Origin of the sequence: Rummeliibacillus suwonensis (assembly GCF_007896435.1) — a bacterium.
GTDB classification, from domain to species: Bacteria; Bacillota; Bacilli; order Bacillales_A; family Planococcaceae; genus Rummeliibacillus; species Rummeliibacillus suwonensis.
The window spans coordinates 2,083,447-2,103,695 of sequence record NZ_VCBL01000001.1 but is presented as its reverse complement, the minus strand read 5'-3'; the positions used below and the strand labels follow the sequence as shown (position 1 = coordinate 2,103,695).

The 20,249-nt window shown below is 34.6% G+C and carries 16 protein-coding genes; 11 read left to right on the top strand and 5 right to left on the bottom strand.

Going from position 1 to position 20,249, the window contains the following annotated elements:
- Nucleotides 1-101: 101 nt before the first annotated feature.
- Both FEU33_RS09615 and FEU33_RS09610 read left to right on the top strand, forming a co-directional pair.
- Nucleotides 102-1,016, top strand: coding sequence for an ABC transporter ATP-binding protein (locus FEU33_RS09615; RefSeq protein ID WP_244951006.1), 915 nt, complete (start codon nucleotides 102-104; stop codon nucleotides 1,014-1,016).
- Nucleotides 994-1,926 carry an ABC transporter permease gene (locus tag FEU33_RS09610; protein ID WP_146549156.1) on the top strand — a complete coding sequence of 311 codons (933 nt, stop codon included), beginning with the start codon at nucleotides 994-996 and terminating at the stop codon, nucleotides 1,924-1,926. The genes FEU33_RS09615 and FEU33_RS09610 overlap by 23 nt, the downstream gene beginning before the upstream one ends.
- Before the next feature lie 209 nt (nucleotides 1,927-2,135).
- On the opposite strand, the gene FEU33_RS09605 is transcribed toward FEU33_RS09610, so the two are convergent.
- Nucleotides 2,136-2,597: a chemotaxis protein CheX gene (locus FEU33_RS09605; RefSeq protein WP_146549155.1), complete on the bottom strand. Its 462-nt coding sequence runs from the start codon at nucleotides 2,595-2,597 to the stop codon at nucleotides 2,136-2,138.
- A gap of 359 nt (nucleotides 2,598-2,956) precedes the next feature.
- Between FEU33_RS09605 and FEU33_RS09600 the strand changes: the two genes are divergently transcribed.
- The 6 genes from FEU33_RS09600 (at nucleotide 2,957) to FEU33_RS09575 (ending at nucleotide 11,066) form a co-directional block, all read left to right on the top strand.
- Nucleotides 2,957-6,583, top strand: coding sequence for a dynamin family protein (locus FEU33_RS09600; protein ID WP_146549154.1), 3,627 nt, complete (start codon nucleotides 2,957-2,959; stop codon nucleotides 6,581-6,583).
- Complete coding sequence (locus FEU33_RS09595) at nucleotides 6,583-7,398, top strand: sulfurtransferase (protein ID WP_146549153.1); 816 nt, start codon at nucleotides 6,583-6,585, stop codon at nucleotides 7,396-7,398. The genes FEU33_RS09600 and FEU33_RS09595 overlap by 1 nt, the downstream gene beginning before the upstream one ends.
- 23 nt (nucleotides 7,399-7,421) lie before the next feature.
- On the top strand, nucleotides 7,422-8,354 hold the full coding sequence (locus FEU33_RS09590) for a C39 family peptidase (protein WP_146549152.1): 933 nt from the start codon (nucleotides 7,422-7,424) through the stop codon (nucleotides 8,352-8,354).
- Between the two features lie 266 nt (nucleotides 8,355-8,620).
- The gene (locus FEU33_RS09585; protein WP_146549151.1) at nucleotides 8,621-9,832 is read left to right on the top strand and encodes a hypothetical protein; all 1,212 of its coding nucleotides are present in this window, start codon (nucleotides 8,621-8,623) and stop codon (nucleotides 9,830-9,832) included.
- A 217-nt stretch (nucleotides 9,833-10,049) separates the two neighbouring features.
- Complete coding sequence (locus tag FEU33_RS09580; RefSeq protein WP_146549150.1) at nucleotides 10,050-10,343, top strand: hypothetical protein; 294 nt, start codon at nucleotides 10,050-10,052, stop codon at nucleotides 10,341-10,343.
- A gap of 78 nt (nucleotides 10,344-10,421) precedes the next feature.
- Nucleotides 10,422-11,066 carry a Yip1 family protein gene (locus FEU33_RS09575; protein WP_146549149.1) on the top strand — a complete coding sequence of 215 codons (645 nt, stop codon included), beginning with the start codon at nucleotides 10,422-10,424 and terminating at the stop codon, nucleotides 11,064-11,066.
- 332 nt (nucleotides 11,067-11,398) lie between these two features.
- On the opposite strand, the gene FEU33_RS09570 is transcribed toward FEU33_RS09575, so the two are convergent.
- A complete protein-coding gene (locus FEU33_RS09570; protein WP_146549148.1) occupies nucleotides 11,399-11,638 on the bottom strand; it encodes a hypothetical protein in 240 nt (79 codons plus the stop codon).
- A 199-nt stretch (nucleotides 11,639-11,837) separates the two neighbouring features.
- Between FEU33_RS09570 and FEU33_RS09565 the strand changes: the two genes are divergently transcribed.
- Nucleotides 11,838-12,053: a hypothetical protein gene (locus tag FEU33_RS09565; RefSeq protein ID WP_146549147.1), complete on the top strand. Its 216-nt coding sequence runs from the start codon at nucleotides 11,838-11,840 to the stop codon at nucleotides 12,051-12,053.
- Here the strand turns inward: FEU33_RS09565 and FEU33_RS09560 are convergent.
- Nucleotides 11,986-12,954 carry a 2-hydroxyacid dehydrogenase gene (locus FEU33_RS09560; protein ID WP_146549146.1) on the bottom strand — a complete coding sequence of 323 codons (969 nt, stop codon included), beginning with the start codon at nucleotides 12,952-12,954 and terminating at the stop codon, nucleotides 11,986-11,988. The genes FEU33_RS09565 and FEU33_RS09560 overlap by 68 nt on opposite strands.
- Nucleotides 12,955-14,118: 1,164 nt before the next feature.
- Between FEU33_RS09560 and FEU33_RS09555 the strand changes: the two genes are divergently transcribed.
- Nucleotides 14,119-14,796: a TerC family protein gene (locus FEU33_RS09555; protein ID WP_146549145.1), complete on the top strand. Its 678-nt coding sequence runs from the start codon at nucleotides 14,119-14,121 to the stop codon at nucleotides 14,794-14,796.
- 134 nt (nucleotides 14,797-14,930) lie between these two features.
- Here the strand turns inward: FEU33_RS09555 and pepF are convergent, their stop codons facing one another.
- Together pepF and gdhA are read right to left on the bottom strand one after the other, a co-directional pair.
- Complete coding sequence (gene pepF / locus FEU33_RS09550) at nucleotides 14,931-16,745, bottom strand: oligoendopeptidase F (RefSeq protein WP_425328591.1); 1,815 nt, start codon at nucleotides 16,743-16,745, stop codon at nucleotides 14,931-14,933.
- A gap of 913 nt (nucleotides 16,746-17,658) precedes the next feature.
- Entirely contained in the window at nucleotides 17,659-19,032 is a 1,374-nt protein-coding gene (gdhA, locus tag FEU33_RS09545; protein WP_186731374.1) for an NADP-specific glutamate dehydrogenase, read from the bottom strand.
- A 582-nt stretch (nucleotides 19,033-19,614) separates the two neighbouring features.
- On the opposite strand from gdhA, the gene FEU33_RS09540 reads away from it, so the two are divergent.
- A complete protein-coding gene (locus tag FEU33_RS09540; protein ID WP_146549144.1) occupies nucleotides 19,615-20,085 on the top strand; it encodes a YaiI/YqxD family protein in 471 nt (156 codons plus the stop codon).
- Nucleotides 20,086-20,249: the final 164 nt, after the last annotated feature.

The following is a 20,249-nucleotide window of genomic DNA, read 5'->3' as shown; positions in this document are numbered from 1 at the left end:
ATTTAAAGATTTCTCTAAATATAGGGCAAAGGAGATCATAACTTTTACAACTTGAATCAATAAGAAAATGTCGAAAGGAAAAAGAGATAGCAAAGGATGATTTGATGAAACCAATTGTTGAACTGAAACATTTATCTAAGACAATCAAAGGGAAAGAAATAATTAAAGATTTGAATCTTGAGCTTTTCCCTGGTCAAATAACGGGCTTTTTAGGACCTAATGGAGCTGGAAAAACAACGACTATTCGTTTAATGACTGGGTTGATGAAACCAACAAGTGGAGAAGTTTTAATTGATGGTATTTCGTTGAAAGAAAATTTTGAAGAGGCCATTAGTAAAGTAGGGGTCATTGTTGAAAATCCTGAGATGTATAAATATATGTCAGGATATAAAAACTTACTTCATTTTGCTAGAATGCATAAAAACGTGTCAAAGGAAAGAATAGCGGAAGTCGTTCGTCTTGTCGGGCTTGAAAAACGTATAAATGAAAAAGTATCAACGTATTCACTTGGTATGAGACAACGATTAGGACTTGCCCAAGCATTATTACATCACCCTCAATTTTTAATATTAGATGAACCGACAAATGGACTTGATCCAGCTGGTATTCGTGAATTTAGGGAACATCTCCGCACAATTGCTCAAAAAGAACGAGTTTCTATTTTTATATCCAGTCACTTATTGGCGGAAATTGAATTGATCTGTGACCGTATTGCGGTTATTAAAAATGGACAATTAATTGATATTCGTGAAATGACTGTTGAACAGCAATCAACATACTATATTGAAGTGGGACAACCATGTGAGCCATTATTAAAAGAACAAAATTATCTATTTGAAAAATTTTCAAAAGGTTATTTAGTTTCAATCGAACGAGAGGATGTGCCAAAATTGATCACTAATCTTACAACAGCGGGAATTGATCTCTTTGCTGTGCAACCACATCATCAATCATTAGAAGATCAATTCTTAGAATTGACAGGGGGTGGACAAATTGCTCAAACTTCTGCAAAATGAGTGGATGAAATTATGGAACAAAAAAGGGACTTGGGTCATGTTCATCCTGTTGATCTTAGCAGTATTTGCAGTGGCTGGGATTTATAAATGGGTGGATCATTTAGAAACAGAAAATTGGAAAACGGTTGAACAACAGTCTATAAAAGAGCAGCAACAGAGTATCGATGCAGGTGGATTGACAAAAGAAGAATTAAAGGATGCAAAAGATTCTATTCAAATATCTAACTATCGTTTAAAGAATAATGAACCTCCTATAGAAACAGATAGTGCAGAAGCTTATTTGGATAATGGTTCATTCTTATTAGCTTTGATCAGTCTTTTTGGGACGATTATTGGGGCAAGCATTGTGTCGAACGAATTTTCTGCTGGAACGATTAAAATGCTTTTAACAAGACCGATTAGTCGAGCAAAAATCTTAACATCCAAACTTTTAACGGTTTTTATTTTTGTTATCCTTATGGCAGTCCTTTCATGGGTGTTAAATTTCATCATGGGTATTATTTTGTATGGTTTTGCCTCCGGAACAGATTTAGTTATGGAAGGAAATAAAATTGTAGAATCATCTCCTATCACGCATTCCCTCTATATGTATCTATTAAGTATGGGTGAGATTTTCATGTCAGTTATTTTCGCATTTATGATCGGCAGTATTTTCCGTTCTAGCTCTTTGGCAATTGGACTTACGCTTTTTATCAACTTTATGGGATCAAGCCTTGTTGTGTTTTTAAGTAAATATGAATTTGTAAAATATTTATGGATAGCTAACACAGATTTAACCCAGTTTGAATCAGATTACTCTATCGTAGAGGGATTAACCATGCCATTTTCTCTAACTATATTAGCCGTTTATGCTGTTATTTTCTTAGTAGCAAGCTTTGTTACCTTTATAAAACGTGATGTAACCGCATAATCGTTTATTAATGAAAATCAACATTTAAGAGCATATGCTTCTAAACTGTACATGAAAAAAGTTTTAAATAGAAAAATAGAAGTCAACATACCAAAGGTATAGTTGACTTCTATTTTTTGTTATAATCGCAGATGTGTGTAAGCCCACAAGTTCGTCTTGATTCATTTCTAATCAACACACCTGTTATAGTCATTCTTTTGAGTTATATGTTATTCATCAACGGGATCTATTGTTAACAAAATGGTTAAATCACCTATTCCATCCGCAATCACAGGAAGTTTGAAGGCATGCTTAAAGCCAAAAAGCTTTGTGTGTCCAACCATTACAGTTGGTGGTGTAATATCAAGTTCTAAATTTTGTTCTGCTACATATGTACAAAGATTTCCTGCGATCATATTCCCGAATTCACCTGTAAAAGATTCTAACATTGCACCATCAAGTTGCATTCCATACATTGCTTCACCAATTGCACTAAATGTCGTTGGAGTTGAATCAATGATAATACGTCCCTTCATATCTCCAACCATCCCGATTAAAACACCAATTTCTGTCTGTTCATAAGGGTCTGAAGTAATGGATGGAGATGAAACATGAACTTCTTTAGGTAAAACAGCTTTGAGCGAAAGTATAGTACCATTCAAAATAGCTTGTATTTGCGTCGATGTGCTCATTTTTATCTCCTTTAAGTGTGACCTTTATATTATAATATCACGCTTGAATAAAATTGAATAGCGAACCTTGACGAACTTTTGATTTTTTATTATGATAAAACCAACTAATGAGAATGATTTTCATATTCAATAAATAATTTTAAATAAGAATCATTATAAAAAGGAGCGGTAATGATGGTATATGCATTTATAGGTGCAACATTATTGATTTATGGAGCAATAGGAAAATATGTTTTAAATCAAATAACCGCACATATAAAATAATTTCTTAAATCCTTCTATGTAAAAATGGGAGGGTTTTTTTTGTTTGGGCATGGTAAAATAAGTTTATCACTTATTAAAAGGGGTAAATGATTGTTATGACAGAATTCGAACCGCAATTACAGAAACTTTTAAAGCAGACTGCAGTTCAATATTTAATTTATCAACATAATGAAGATGAAGAACGACTACAAAAAACAAAATTATTTGCTGAAAAGCTTCTAAATAAGGAATATATGATTGCATTTGCTGGCCATTTTTCTGCAGGTAAATCCAGTATGATCAATGCATTAACTGGAGAAGAACTTTTACCTTCAAGTCCAATTCCTACAAGTGCAAATGTTGTGAAAGTACATAAATCTGACAAAGATTATGCAATTGCTTATTTAACAGATCAGGCGCCTGTTTTGTTTGATGAAAACTATGATATCCGTACAGTGAAAGAATTTGCGAAAAATGGTGCGCTTGTTTCACAAATAGAAATCGGTCATCAAGATTCGGTTCTACCAGAAGGAATCACAGTAATGGATACACCGGGGGTCGATTCTACGGATGATGCACATCGACTATCAACTGAATCCGCATTACATTTAGCAGATATTGTTTTTTATGTCATGGACTATAACCATGTTCAATCAGAACTGAACTTTCAATTCACAAAAAATTTGATGAAGTATAATCCGAATGTCTATTTGATCGTGAACCAAATTGATAAACATAAAGAAAATGAATTATCATTCAACGATTTTTCTAATTCCGTTTACACCTCTTTTGCCAACTGGGGTGTAAATCCAAAAGGGATCTTCTTTACGTCGTTACGTGATCCAGCCAATAGTCATAATGATTTCGAACAAGTAAAAGAAATCGTGATGAATAGTATGGATGGCTGGCAGGAACGTTTGCTTCAGGTAGCAGAAAAGACATTGCAACAGTTAAATATGGAACATGACCAATATTTGACGACGAATAAACAAGAGCTGTTGGTGAATAATGAAGACAAATTGTCAAGTGAAGAATGGGAAAACCGTCAAGCCATCACCGAAGATTATGCCACTGTTTTGCATCAACTAAAGCTCTATTCGTCTTCCAATTGGCAGCAAAGCTTTGATGATCATCGTGATGAGCTTTTAGAAAATGCAGGCGCAGCCATTATGCCGTTTGAGTTACGGGAAAAACTAACACTCTATTTAGAAAGTATCCAACCTAATTTTAAAGTGGGAACCTTTTTTTCAGGGAAGAAAACACAAGCGGAACAATTGGCACGTAAAGAGAGCCTTTATGAATTATATAGTTCGATCACAACATCTCAAATTTCCGGGCATTTGAGAGCACTTATGAAGCAATCCTTGAAAGAGGTTAATGCACTGACAGATGAAATGGCTCATGAGATTGATGAAATGACTTTAAAACCACCAATGCGTGTTATTGAAGAACAAGTCAAATTAGACTCTGGCATTACAGGGGATGCATTGTTGAATTTTGCCAATCGTGTAGCAGATGCAACGAAAAGATGGTACAAACAAAGTACGGATGATTGGAAATTTGAAAAAGCTGCATATATTAAAGAATTATCAGTTACCATTATCGAACCGCTTAAGAAAAAAAGCGCAGCATTAAAAGAAAAAGCTGAAATTATTACAGCTGCTGAAGCTATTGAACAACAACAAAAGTATTTTGAAATTCAAAAATCTGTATCAATCGAAACTGTTAACCCAGAAGCAGATCAATTTGTTTCTACTTGGTCGAAAGAACATGCTGAAGCTTTTGACAAGATACGTAAATTTGATCCTTCTATGCTGGCAAAGGAAAAAGAATCAGAGATTGAAGGCGTAGAAGATGAGCAAATTGACAAAGGAGTATCCATTCATACAACAACGGCTCTTCAAAATGCGCTAACAACAGCTAATGAAGTTGCATCCATCCAAGGCTTTTCAGAAGTCGCAAACTTTTTGAAAAATAAAGTGCAACGTTTGGAGAAAAAGGATTTCACGATTGCTTTATTTGGCGCATTTAGTGCTGGCAAATCTTCTTTTTCAAATGCTTTGATGGGACAAAAAGTACTACCAGTTTCGCCTAATCCAACAACAGCTGCTATTAATAAAATACGTCCAGTTTCATCGGAACATCCACATGAAACAGCAGATGTCCATTTAAAAACAGTACAGCAATTACAAGAAGATATCATTGCAAGCTTTGGCGCGATCGGCCTTCGAGTTTCATCTTTAGAAGATGCTTATCATAAAACAGAGGAAGCATTGGCAAAAAAACTAGAGAATGAAAGACTGCATGTCCATAAATCTTTTATCCGTGCTTTTAAAGAAGGATATCCAATTTTTAAAGAGCAATTAGGAAACACAATACGTACAAACCGTGTGGAATTTGAAAAATTTGTAGCACAGGAAAATCGAAGTTGTTTCGTCGATACCATTGATTTTTATTTTGATTGTGAATTGACACGTATGGGTGTTACGTTAGTGGATACCCCAGGAGCAGATTCGATTAATGCTCGCCATACTGGAGTAGCCTTTGAATATATCCGAAATGCGGATGCTATTTTATTTATTACTTACTATAACCATGCATTTGCAAAAGCAGACCGTGAATTTTTAATCCAGTTAGGGCGTGTCAAAGATGCCTTTGAACTCGATAAAATGTTCTTTGTTGTCAATGCCATTGATCTTGCCTCCAATAATGAGGAAGCAGAAGATGTGAAAACATATGTAAAACAGGAATTACAACGTTTTGGTATTCGTAAACCAAGATTATTCGGCGTTTCAAGTATACTGGCATTGCAAGAAAAAGTTGAAGACAAAGCGTTAGATTCAGGTATGTCAATGTTTGAAGAGAATTTCCATCACTTTTTATCTGAGGAACTGACAGCACTTGCCGTACAGGCTTTAGTGGAAGAAACAGAAAAAGCACAAGAACGCTTACGGATGCTGATCCAACATACAGAAGAAAATTTAAAGGATAAAGAAAAACGGCTTGCTGAATTAGCAAAATTAGAGCAATATATCCATACTCATTTTATGTACTCTGCGGCACAAACGATCGAAAAAGATGCATGGCAAGAATTGAGTGAACTAGTGTACTATGTTTTACAACGAGTTTACTATCGTTATCCAGATTTCTTTAAAGAGGGCTATAATCCAACGACGTTTGCTTCGAAATCATCATCAGTTGCGTTAGATATTGCCTTGAAAGAAGTATTAGCAAGTTTAAGTTTTGACTTTGAACAAGAAATGCGTGTTACAAACTTCCGTTTAGCTAAATTTATTTTGAAAAAAATTCAAGAGCATTATGTTTATGATACAAAACAATTAAAGGATCTCAATGCAAGTTTTTCATTTATGCCATTTGAGGTTGAAGAACCAGCCATATTAGAGTTTACAGGTCCTTTTACAAGTACAAAACCTTATGAATCTGTCAAATCCTATTTCAAAAATAGTAAATCATTCTTTGAAAAAGGGGATAGTATTCAATTGCGTGAAGCACTTGAAGAATTAACAAAGCCAGCTGCAAAATCCTATCTAGATGAGCAAGCTGAACGGATGAAAAAATGGTCAGAAGATGTGATTACGAAAGAAGCAGAAGAATTACGTTTGTACATTAGTAAACAAGCGATTGAACAAATTGAAACAGAGAGATCATTGCTTCAAGAAAGCAGTAAATTGGATGAATGGAAGTTAATCTATGAATCATTAATGAATGGAGTGAAAAATTAATGGGAAATGTATTCGTTTCAGTAAAAGATTTAGAATTGAACAACCAGTATGCGTATAAATGGATTGACGCACGTTTTAATTTGCAGGATTCAGCAGAAGGACATCATCTGTTTGAAAACAGTCATATCGATCAAGCTGTCTATTGGGATTTAGAAAAAGATTTATCTGATATGAACAAAGCTGCAGGTAGACATCCAATGCCTGATAAAGAGCAGCTAAAGGCACTTTTTGAGAGAAGCGGCTTACAACAAGAACAAAATATTCTCATCTATGATCAAGGTGGCGCACCATTTGCAACAAGAGCTTGGTGGATGCTGCAATATGGTGGATTCAAGAATGTAAAAGTTGTTCAAGAAGGCTATCAAGCATTAGAGCAAGTTGGCTTTAAAATATCGAATGAGAAGTCAAAAGTGAAAACGACTTCATTAGAAATCGACTGGCAAGACCATTTATATACAGATCGTAATGGGGTAAAGGATATTGTAGACGGAAAAGTAAAACGTACATTACTAGATGCAAGAGCGCATAATCGTTATAAAGGGCAAATAGAACCAATCGATAAAGTAGCGGGGCATATTCCAGGAGCATTAAATTATGATTGGGAACAGTTAAAAACAAAAGGGTACTTAGCACCTAATGATAGTCTGCTAGAAGTTGTATCTAAAGATGAACCTATTACTGTATACTGCGGAAGCGGTGTAACAGCATCACCACTTTATGCCGTTTTAAAAGAAATGGATTATCAAAATGTGCAATTGTATACAGGAAGCTATAGTGATTGGATCACTGAATATGAAGTAGAAAAAGGAGAATAAAACCATAGAAAGAGGGTTTTCAGTTGCTGTTAAATATGACGAAAAATAGCAGGAAATTGCTGGCTGTTACAGCATTAAGTTCAACATTATTGGCGACAAATCTTGCCAATATCGTACAGCCATTAACCGTACAAGCTGCATCGGCATCGGAAAAAGTATCAAATGAATATATTTTAAAAGTGAATAGTCATGTGCGCTCGGGAATTGGAACAAATCATAAAATTTTAAAAACGCTCAAAAAAGGCACAACGATTAAACCTGTTGTTCGTAAACAAAATAAGGATAAAATCTATTGGTATAAAATAAAAATCGATTCAACATATGGTTGGATTTCAGGAAACCTTTTGACTAAAAAATTTATTTATAAAACAAGTGGTGACAAGAAAGCCATTTCCTTAAATGTACCTTATATCAATCAGCTAAAACCGGTTTACGCCCCTTTTGGATGTGAAGGTGCAAGTCTGTTACAAGCGTTACGTTACAAGGGATATGCTAAAAAGACGAGCTATAAAAAATTCTTGAATAATATGCCAAAGACTACCCGTAATCCGTTTAAGGGTTTCGCTGGTTCTCCATACCATTCTATTGATGGTGTATTTCAATCTATTTTTCCAAAGCCTTTAACGAAGTATGGAAAGAAATATAGTAATACGGTCAAAGATATTTCAGGTGCATCTGCAAGTACTTTACGTCAAGAGCTTGCTAATGGCAATCCAATTGTCGTGTATGTCACTTTGAATTTCTCAAAACCTAAATGGACAAAATGGAATATGGGTTCTGCCGGGAAAAACGTTAAAATGGTTGATAATCTTCATGTGATGACATTGGCAGGCTATAGTAGTAAGACAAAACGTTACAAGGTTATAGATCCAAATAACAAAGGTGAATATTGGGTAAACAAATATGAATTTGAACGCGCCTATAATGCTTTAAAATATGCTGTTGTAGTACGCTAAGTGATACAAAGGGAATTTTATCTTATCGACTGGAACTGCATAAATCACTCCTTAATAGGGCAGTGTCCTCCTCTACATATTATCAAAAAAATCCTGATTAAAAAGGAGAATCGCTTATTTTGTCGAATAATAGAATAATGTCAGAAATAGAAAAAACTAGATGACATTTTCTTGCATTATCTATAGTTAGTTTTCAGAAGTTCTTTAAAAAACCGTTGTTCTAAAGGGTATATTCATCATAATAAAGCTCTTAATGAGGTGATGTATTGGGAACAAAAGAAAATCTACTAGAATCGATTGTCATGCAGCTTAAACAGGGTTTATGGGAAATGGAGAATATTTATAGCAAAAGAATCAAAATTTTAGAAATTGAAAACGAGAATCAAATACATCAAATCCATAAGTTAAAAGAGAAAATCTCATCTTTACTTGAAAATGTGGAAACTTTAAAAAAAGTAAACTTAGATTTGAATAACAGTAGAGAATTACTGTTAAAAAAATTGAATGCGAAACAAGAGAGGACAACTGTCATTGGCATCATAACTGTTTTATTATGCGAAGATGAAATTACCAATGATGACAAAGTAGAGCTGATCAAACAACTCCTTAAACTGGCTGTGAAAGAAGAGCAAATAGAAGGATATATCAAGGAATTGATGCAAATTATCAGTGATGCATTTGCTTTTTTTGATTATTATCAAAAAAGAGTCATTAAAAGAGAGATAAAAAAGAACTATCTATTCTTTCACCAATTATTTATAACAGCACAATCGCATTCCGTCAGAAAAATCCTATTTGCCTACCATTCTGATAAAATGAAAGATATGATTAAACATTTATTGGATGAACTTATACGATCTAATAGATTATATTCATATAATGATGAAGATGCGTTAAATATTCTTTTATACATAATCTATTACAATAAAATAAAAGAGCATCAAGACAACGAACAATTTCAGTTTTTTTACAATAAAGATGAGAATTATTATGCCAAAAGATTTTATAGTTTATATAAACTGTACTTATATAAAAAAGACAGAAGTTGCTTCTATTCAATGATGAAGCTTTTTCATGAGAAAGAGTTATGTATTGACTTATTGAAAATAGAAATGGCACAAAGTATTTTGAAAAAATTTTTTAAAGAAGAAATTGGACATCACTATAATATTGGAAAAAAGACACAATATATGAGCCTTAAAGATTATAGATATCGCCATCCACATTATAGTGAGCTTCGGAACTTTGGCTATCAAATAACGAACCGTACAGATGAACAACGCTGGGCAGCTTTACTGGAATTTATGAAAGAGTATAGCTTACAAGCAACAGTCAATGAATTACATAAAAGAATCAGACTAAAAATGGGAAGAGAAGAAGATCAAAAAAGATATGCAAATGCAATTGAAAAATGGAGTTTTGATTTAAGGCGTTTAAAAGAAGAATATTATCAAAATGATTTTCCTTGGCCAGATTAAAGTAAAACTTCACATGGTAAGAGGCTTCTTCATCTCTTGATTGCTTAGGACTAACATTCGATTGGAGTAGGGTTCAATTATCGTGCGAAAAGCGAGTGGACCAAAGTGGAAATCAATTGATTATGTAATTTTCAATAGAGTAGATGAATCAACACTAAAATCATTTTTCTAAAGTACAAAAGCAAATGGATAAGAAAAAAGAAAGTGGATGAACATTTTGAAAAATAAATTCCGTGTCAGTCAAATTCTTGTTTCAAAAGAAACGCAAAAAATAGAAAAAATATATGCAGTGAATACAAAAGGGGAACCATTTGATCTGCTTGAGATTGGCGTTCTTGAACATTTCCATATCCTCACAAAAGAACAAGTTCAAGAAAAGTTAGATCAGTATAAAATAGGTGTCACTTTTAAAGTGGATGGTCAACGTACACTTTTGACATTAAACTCAAAAGAAGATGCAAATCTTTATATTGAACATATAGGACCATATTTCAATGAAGTATTGTTATAAATTTAATCTAAAAGCTCATGGTCGCAGATTATTTTCGTTAAATGATAGATTATACTAAAAGGAGAGATTAAAGATTTAATGAATTTACCTCAAGATCACCATCACGAGTATGAAATCCAACCATTTTTTTCAATATGGTGGCATCCCAAAAGGACTGCTCAATATTTAATCAATCAAAAAAAATGGACATATACAATTTTCCTTATTTTACTAGGCGGTATAGCAAGTAGCATTATGTGTTTAGAAGACACAAAGCTGTATCCTTTCTATGCCACATGGCTATTGCTGACGGCTTGTATTTTATCGGGACCTTTTATAGGTATATTTACTGTATTAATAAGCACGGTTGTTACCTGGCTTGTTGGTAAAATCTTTGGAGGCAAAGGTAGCTTTGAAGATATTTTAAGAGTGAAAAGTGCATTATTTATACCAACTATCACGATTACACCATTTATGATTATGTGGATGGCCAATTCACCACAAACTTTTTTTGATACAGACTATGTAACTTCAAATGTTATGATAGGAATTTCAACTATTTCATTTCTTATAGCTATCATTATTTCAGTTTGGACATTTGTTATTAATGTCGCTGGAGTGGCAGTTGCACATCGATTTTCAAATTGGAAAGCATTTTTTACGATTTTCATCCCAACATTTTTACTATTAATAGTTTGTCTAACGTTTGGTGTATTGTTCTTCATCGCATTTTCCACGATATGATAACAATGACGCAGCGCTATACAGATAAAAAGAATCTGTATGATCGTTTTAGGATCCTAACGTTTTCTCAATCGTCAAAAGATTGAGTAGAGAATGATTATAAGAACTAAACATAAGAAAGGTCGATGTATCACTTTCATCCCGCTTTAACGGGCAGTAAAGAACCTCCATCTCAAGATTTAGAGAGAAATAGAAAGGATAGATGGGGGAACAACTGCCCGTAAAAGTCCGATTGGTTCAGCTCACCATCAGTGGGGGATGAAGAAAACCCCCACTGATGGAAGCTTCACTTTATTAGTAGTACAGATACCTTTCTTTAAAATAACTATTCATTATGCTCCGAATATATTTCCTTCATTGACAACTTCTCTAGAAATCGCAATGGCGCCCTTTTTTCTTAGATGCAATATGCCTTCTTCATCTGCTTTGAGGATTTTTTCAAGATAATATTCCTGCTTTTCTGGAGGAATATGCATCCCATTAAATTCATCTCGAAGCGCAAATTCATAGACAGCTAATTCATCTTCAGTAAGTACACTAGGGTTTTTACCTGAGTTTTTATTTACATCCATTATGGTTACATCCTTTGTCTAAAAATCTTATGAACAATATGTCTTTCCTAATAAGTATACAATACAATTTGATGTTGTTTAAAACAAAGAGGCCGATAGCTATAGTTAGACAATTTTGATGATGAATATTGAAATTATCCCGCGTTAACGGGCAGTAAGATCCCATCTCAAAATTTAGAGAGAAATAAGAAAGATAGGTATGGGAAGAACTGCCCGTAAAAGTCCGATTGGTTCGGGTCAACAAGATGTTGGTCCCTCAGGTGTTGCCACAGGACGTGGTGCCTTTAACCTGAGTTCCTCTAGTTCAGTGGGGGATGAAGAAAACCCCCACGGATGGAAGTTTCACTTTATTTTAAAAGTATCTGTAATTCAGGTACTACATTTTGCCTTTTTCCATGGATCAACACTTCAATAATGTTTTCAGCAGCGAGTTGCGCCATGTCATCTCTTGTCTCATAGATTGCGGAACCGATATGGGGTGCTGCCGTAAAATTCTCTAATTGGAGTAAAGGATTATCCGTATTAATGGGTTCTTGAACAAATACATCTGAAGCGGCTGCATAAATTTCTTTATTTTTCAGTGCAAGGTACATAGCTTTTTCGTCTACAGTTGCACCCCTCGACATATTAATAAATACAGAGGTATTTTTCATTTGTTTAAATTTCGATGCATCGATCATATTTTTGGTTTCCGCAGTGAGTGGTGTCAGCATAACAATAAAATCAGATTCCGCGAGTAATTTTTCTAAAGGTTTCCAATAGATATGTTGTTCTTCTAATTCAGGTTTTTCTCGACGATTATAATAGCTAACATCCATTAAAAAGCCTAGTTTTGCACGTCTAGCTAAATCTTCGCCGATACGTCCCATACCGATAATACCTAATTTTTTGTGATGAACATTTAATCCGTAATAATTTACATCATCTTTTACTGTCCAGAGTCCCTTTTTGATCTTGGCATCAAGTTCGCTAATCCTTCTAGCAGCACTTAGCATAAGACCAAATGTTAAATCTACAACACTATCATTTAAAATATAGGGAGTATGTGTCCCGATAATTCCAGCCTTTTTCATGGCATTCGTATCAAAATTATCATATCCAACACTGATATTGCTAACAAGCTTTAAATTAGGAGCATGTTGAATGAGTTCTTCATCTATTTTTATCCCATAGTTTAGTAAAGCATAAGCTCCTTGTAGCGACTTCAGTAATTGTTTTCTTGAGCACGAAGGTTGGTAATCAATTTCAAAATGCTCAGCTAATTTGTTGATGATATCCCTTTTGATATCGCGTATAATTAAAAGTTTTGGTTTCATCAAAACACTCCTCCATTGGAAAATGTTAATGTTATATTAAGTATATATGAAGATTATGTATAAAATCTAAAAATGCTTATTATTAAGAGGAAATTTGAATGCATATTGTCGAATTTATCAGGTATAGCTATGAATAATGAATCCTTTTGCGGAAGGTGATTTGTCATGGAAGATAAAGAACGTCAAATTTGGTTTGATCTATTCATGTATACGATATTAGTGATATGTATTACGTATATTATCTTTCTCAATCAAATGCAAAGATATTTCTTATATATTGTTCTAATAGGTTATGCAGTAGCAACCTCTTATAAAATTGTAGTTTTAACACAACATAAACATAATAAATAATATGGAGAAAGAATAATTAAACAATTGATTTGAAGGACATTATTTGAAAGCTAGGATTTATAAAGTGTGTTTGTTCCGTTATGCTTCAACCTCTTCCTCTCGTATTAACCAGGTAGTAAGACCAACAGCTTCACTATAAGTAGGTAAATAAGCTGAGAATGAGTTCCTGCTGCCCATAAAAAAGATTGTTCCAATTAATGTGGCGGACTTGTGGACGAAAGAAACTATCGTGTGACCCCACTCTATCTGCTTTAAGATCGTCAAGTTTTCATCAACTTTTAAGATATACAAGTTACTCAATCAATAGTTCAAATAAAATAATGGGTCACTCTTTATTTGCCTATGGAAAGTAGTTTCTATCCAGTAAGATTCACAAACAAAATCTTGAAGATGGATACTTATTTGACCTGAATTTAATCAACAGATTTATTATACGATTCAGAAAGTTATAGGTAATGAAGAATAAAAAGCAAACGTGAATCGTAAACTGATTAAATAAAAGAAAAAGTATAAATATACAATCAAATCAATTTCATAAATCATTTTCTTCTTTAAAAATGCGAATATTTAATCATCACTAATTTTGATAGTTGTGGAGCGGAAGACGGCGGCTCCTCGAAAATGCATGCGCATTTCCTTCGTGCGGTGTTAGTTCAAGGAGGCTTATTCAGCGTTCGCATTTCTTATCTGAATTTTGCATTATGAAATGGATTCAATCACAAATTTTTTTCTAAAAAATAGTTTTCCCTTTTTCATTTTAGAGGAAAAGAGTAGAATAGTACAAGGATAGGACTTTAGAAAGTAGGAGAAGAAATGGAAGCAGAATTCCTAGCAAAAATAGCTTCAATTATTTTGTTAGATATCGTATTAAGTGGGGATAATGCAGTTGTTATTGCTCTTGCTTGCCGCAATTTAGCAAAAAGTCAACGTAAAAAGGCTATTCTTCTTGGTACAGCTGGTGCTATTATTTTACGAGTTCTTTTAACTTTTATAGCAGTTTGGCTTTTAGAAATACCATTTGTCAAAGTTGTCGGTGGTTTATTGTTATTCTATATTGCATTTGACTTGCTAAGATCTGGTGAAGGTGATCCAGATGTTAAAAGTAGTAGTAGCTTATTTACCGCAGTTCGCACCATTATAGTTGCAGACTTTGTCATGAGTTTAGATAATGTCTTAGCAATTGCAGGTGTTGCGAATGGTCATATTGGACTTGTAGCACTAGGTTTACTAGTTAGTATCCCTTTGATTATATTCGGTAGCCAAATTATTATTAAATTAATGGAAAAATTTCCGATTCTTATTTGGGTTGGCGCGCTATTGATTGCCTATACTGCAGGAACCATGATCGTGGACGATAAGTATGGACATCGACTTGTTGACTTTACATTCCCAATGATGGAACATATTATACCGATCGTCAGCGTGGTATTGTTAATGATTGTTGGTTTATGGACTAAAAACCGCCAAGTACGAAATATCACCAAGAAGTAGTAAGTATAGTATTTAGCGAAAGAAAACAAAAATGTTCTAAAGGTAAAAAAAGTACAATTCAAATGGATCTTTGAATTGTACTTTTTTGATGACCGATTTTGTTCACAGTATTTTTTAGGACAAGATAGGACTTACTATTTGGCTTGATAAATTTCTTCAGTCAACTCTTCTAATTGATCGATCAATGTGCCGATAAAAGCAATTGTATCTTGAAGAGGTTTATCCGTTGAAATGTCAACGCCAGCCATTTGTGCTAATTCGACAGGTGTTTTCGTACCGCCTGCTTGCAGTACTTTTAGCCAATCATCTACAGCAGTTTGACCTTCATGTAAAATCCGTTGTGATACTTGAGTAGAAATAGTAAGACCGGCACTATACGTATAAGGATATAAGCCCATGTAGTAATGTGGCTGACGCATCCAAGTCAATTCAGCCCCTTCATTTATCTCTACATCTTCTCCCCAGAATTCCTCTAAAACAGAACGTTTTAAATGGTTTAGAATCGTTGCGTTGACACTTTCGCCAGCATCTATGAGTTCATATACTTTGCGTTGATAAGCAGCCTCTAACAGATGTGTAACAAAGTTATGGTAGTAAGTACGAGCAACAATTGTTGAAATAACCCAACGTTTAAAACGGGGATCATCTGAATGTTCTAGTAAATAATTGGCCATCAACATCTCATTCATAGTGGATGGAGATTCTACAAAATACGTAGAAGCTTCGCTGTTAAAATATGATTGATATTTATGCGCATTTCTAAAATGACCTGCGTGACCAAGTTCATGTGCTAATACGAATACTTCATTCATTCGTTGTGTCCAAGAAATTAAAATATAAGAATGAGATCCGTATGGGCTAGAACAAAACGCACCCGTAGATTTTCCTTCATTATTAGCAAAGTCAATCCAGCGATCATCAAATGCACTATCGATCATTTCTAAATAGTCTTCTCCCATGACACCCAGAGCCTTTTTCATATAGTTGCGTGATTCTTCAATTGTGACAGATGGTTCATAATCTGGATCAAGTGAAATTTTTAAATCGGCAAAAGTAATTTTGTCTAAACCGTGTTCCCTTTGAAGAAGTTTTGCATAACGACGCATATGCGGTGCTAATTCTTTCATAATGATATCAATTTGACGATTATATAAATCACGGTCCACTTCTTGATCAAATAGCAAATAATCAATGACAGATTCATAACCACGTAAAGTAGCAATTGTTTTCTCAGTTTGTACATGCGTGTTATACGTTTTCGCCGTTGTATGTTGATAGTCTGCCAACTTTTTAGAAAAAGCTTTAAAGGCTTCACGACGTATGGCAGTATCGGATTCTAATTCCCAATCACCTTCAAAAAGATTGTAGCTAAGCGGATAGCTTTTATCACCGACAGTGAAATTTTCAAATTTCATATCTACTAATTTGGTTGTATTGTATAAACCATATGGCGCATCAAATGTAGAGCCAAGTGCGGCTAACGTTTTTTCCACTTCTGGATGCAATTGATGAGCTTTTTTTGTGATCAAGCGTTTGATGTAATGTGTATAAGTCGGTGCCAGTTTAATAGCTTCTTCTAATGATTCTACAGGTAATTGTAGAATTTCGCTGTGCACAAATGATACTAAACTAGCGATTTGGGAGGAAACTGTACCAAATTTACTTGCACGAATTTGTGCAGCATCATTTGTTTGATCTGTTTCAAGGTCTAGGGACATAAATGCATCATATGGGATTATAGATGTGATTAAAGCTTCATAGTCCGTGATGACATTGACAATCTGTTGTGCATCAGTAATATGGCCTTGATATTTGTCATTGAATGTTTTCGCATCTTCAATGATTTGTTGGATTCCCTCATTATATGCCTCTTCATTTAATACAAGATCTGTTAAATCCCAAGTTTCAGCAACAGGAATATCTTTCCGTTTTAGTACATGATCGATCAAGTAAAAGCCCTCCTTTTATCCCGCTTTAACGGGCAGTAAGACCCCATCTCAAGATATAGAGAGAAACGAGAAAGATAGATGGGGGATGAACTGCCCGTATAAGTCCGATTGGTTTAGCTAACTATCAGTGGGGGATGAAGAAAACCCCCACTGATGGAAGCTTCACTTTATTACGTAGCACGAATTATTTTCATTATAAATCGTATATTTTGTAAAGTAAAATATTTCAGATAATGTATGAAGTTATAATTGGAAATTACACCTTACACCTACTAAAAGAAATTATTCCAGTTAAGTGATAGCTCAATATGATAAAGGACAAAACGAGCAAGCCGTAGCAGAAATCAACGTATTCTTCCTATTTTCATGGACAAAATTAGATAATCAGTACACCTGACAATTACAAATTTATCCCGCTTTAACAGGCAGTAAGACCCCCATCTCATGGGGATGAACTGCCCGTAAAAGCCCGATTGGTTCGAACAAACAAGATGTTGGTCACTCAGGTGTTGCCACAAGACGGGGCGCTTTTCACTTCCGTTCCTCTATTTCAGAGTGGGGGATGAAGAAAACCACCCCTGATGGAAGCTTCACTTTATTGTAGTAGGGCATATATGAACTTAACTGATCTTAACGATGATTAAGGTGATTGATTATTCTATCTTGGCTAATTCAAGGTATAACATTTTCTAAAAGTGTGAAAGTTCCGTTGGAGTAGAATATAATTTAACAGATGTATTGATTAGAAAAAACAGGATAAATATGTAGCGTCATCGAAAAAAGCGCGAATAATGAGTGAATAGCACCCATTCGCGCTTTTAGAGTTACTAACAGAAGTATGTTTTGGTATAAGTTTTTAGCAAACTAAACGAATGAAACCTGTGCAATACTTTGCCTAAAGGTTACAGACTGATTAGATAACACCTTGAGCAATCATTGCATCTGCAACTTTTAGGAAGCCAGCAATATTTGCACCAATTAACAGGTTTCCTTCATGATCAAATTCTTTGGCAGCCTTCACGCAGTTATTGTAAATGGATGTCATGATGACATGTAATTTTTGATCTACTTCTTCAAACGTCCAGAATAGGCGCATGCTATTTTGAGCCATTTCTAAAGCTGAAACAGCTACACCTCCTGCATTTGCAGCTTTAGCAGGAGCAAACAATACATCGTTTGCGAAATAAACGTCAATCGCTTGAAGTGTGGAAGGCATATTGGCACCTTCACCAACAGCTTTGACACCATTCTTGACAAGGGTTTTTGCTGCTTCTTCGTTGATTTCATTTTGTGTCGCACATGGAAGGGCAATATCACAAGGAATAGTCCAGATACCTTGGCAACCTTCTGTATAAGTTGCATTTGAATGAGTTTCAACATATTCTTTAATACGACCATGTTGTACTTCTTTAATTTCTTTCACTGTATCCAAGTCGATACCATTTGGATCATAAATATAGCCATTTGAATCAGAACATGCGACGACTTTCGCACCTAGTTGTTGTGCTTTTTCAATCGCATATGTTGAAACATTACCAGAACCCGATACAACAACAGTTGCCCCAGCAAATGATAGATTAATTTCTTTTAACATTTCTTGTACGAAGTAAACGCAGCCATATCCAGTTGCTTCTTTACGAGCTAACGAACCACCAAAACGTGGTAATTTGCCTGTGATCACGCCAGGTTCATATGCACCACGGATACGATTATATTGTCCAAATAAGAAACCGATTTCACGTGCTCCCACGCCGATGTCACCAGCTGGAACGTCAACGTCTGGTCCGATATACTTGTGTAATTCGGTCATAAATGCTTGGCAGAAACGCATGATTTCAGCATCTGATTTACCTTTTGGATCAAAGTCTGAACCACCCTTGGCGCCACCGATTGGTTGACCTGTTAATGAGTTTTTAAAGATCTGTTCAAAGCCTAGGAATTTGATAATACTTTCATTTACAGAAGGGTGGAAGCGAAGACCACCTTTATAAGGACCAATTGCAGAGCTATATTGTACGCGATAACCACGGTTTACTTGGATTTTACCATGATCATCTTCCCAGGATACACGGAATTTTACGACACGTTCTGGCTCAACGATTCTTTCTAAAAGACTTGCTTCCATATATTCAGGACGTTGTGCAAAAACTGGAGTTAAAGAGTAAAGAATTTCTTTTACCGCTTGTAAGAATTCAGGTTCATGACCATGTTTTTCTTTAAGATTGTTATATACTGTATCAATATATTCAGTTGCTACTTTTTGTGAATCTGACATCGCTGTGACCATTATGAAGACCCTCCATGAATTTTTATTTATGATATGAATCCATTTCATAACACAAAATTCATCTGAAAATACGAACGTTTAGTGATATCCAATTTTGATAAATGTGTAGTGAAAGACGGCGAATCTCTAAAATACATGCGTATTTTCTTCGTACGATGCTGATGCAGTGAAGCTCATTCAGACGTCTGCCAGAAAAGCTTGAACTGAAAAACCTCGTAGAAAGGTTAAAAAATAAAGCTATCCTGCACCATGTCCTGTGATAATAGCTTTGGGTTCAACGATAGGTTGGACCGAGGAGACAACCGTCAAACCTGTGGAAGTGCCATCTGTTGTAAAATATAAAATATGAATATTAAAGAAGATTTTTTTTGAAATGTTCGTGTTTTTAGAATAAAAGTGGATTTATGAAATTGATGCATATAAGTGTATTTTAGACATAGTTATGTGAATTTACAATCAATTAATATTATAAAAATACAAAATTAATAGAAAATTCACCTTGAAAGCAATAAAATTGTAACAATTCAGCATTTTCATGTTAGGTTAAAACTGAGAAAAGTTAGTATGTAGGAGGTAAGACAGATGTCAAAAATATGTATAGATGCAGACGGATGTCCTGTCGTTAAAGAGATCATTCAAATTGCAAAAGAATTTCAAATGAAGGTGATTATTTTTTGTGATACCTCACATCAATTTGAAATAGAAGGGGTACAAACCGTAATGGTATCTAAAGGGGCAGATGCGGTTGATTTTGCATTAGTCAATCAAATACAAAAAGGAGATATTGCAATTACTCAAGATTATGGACTTGCCGCAATGGTGTTAGCTAAAGGTGGCTATGTGATGAATCAAAATGGCTTACAGTACACAGCTCATAATATCGATCAACTTTTATATTCACGTCATATTAATCAAAAAATCCGTCAAATAGGTGGACGAACAAAGGGACCTAAAAAAAGAACAAAAGAAGCGGATGATCAATTTATCAATCATTTTCGTAGACTATGCGAGTATGTGACAAGTAATCATTATCCTTCATCTGGGAGTGATTAAATCAGAGAGATTACTCCACAATAAATTGTGGATTCAGGTTTTGAGTGCGATTCAAAGTGTGGTCATAATGATATCGAGTGTAATCGATTGGTTGGAAAAGTTAACAATATCCTATGATTCTGTAACTATCACAAATTCCAATGAAAAAAAGCGGTTGGAGAAAG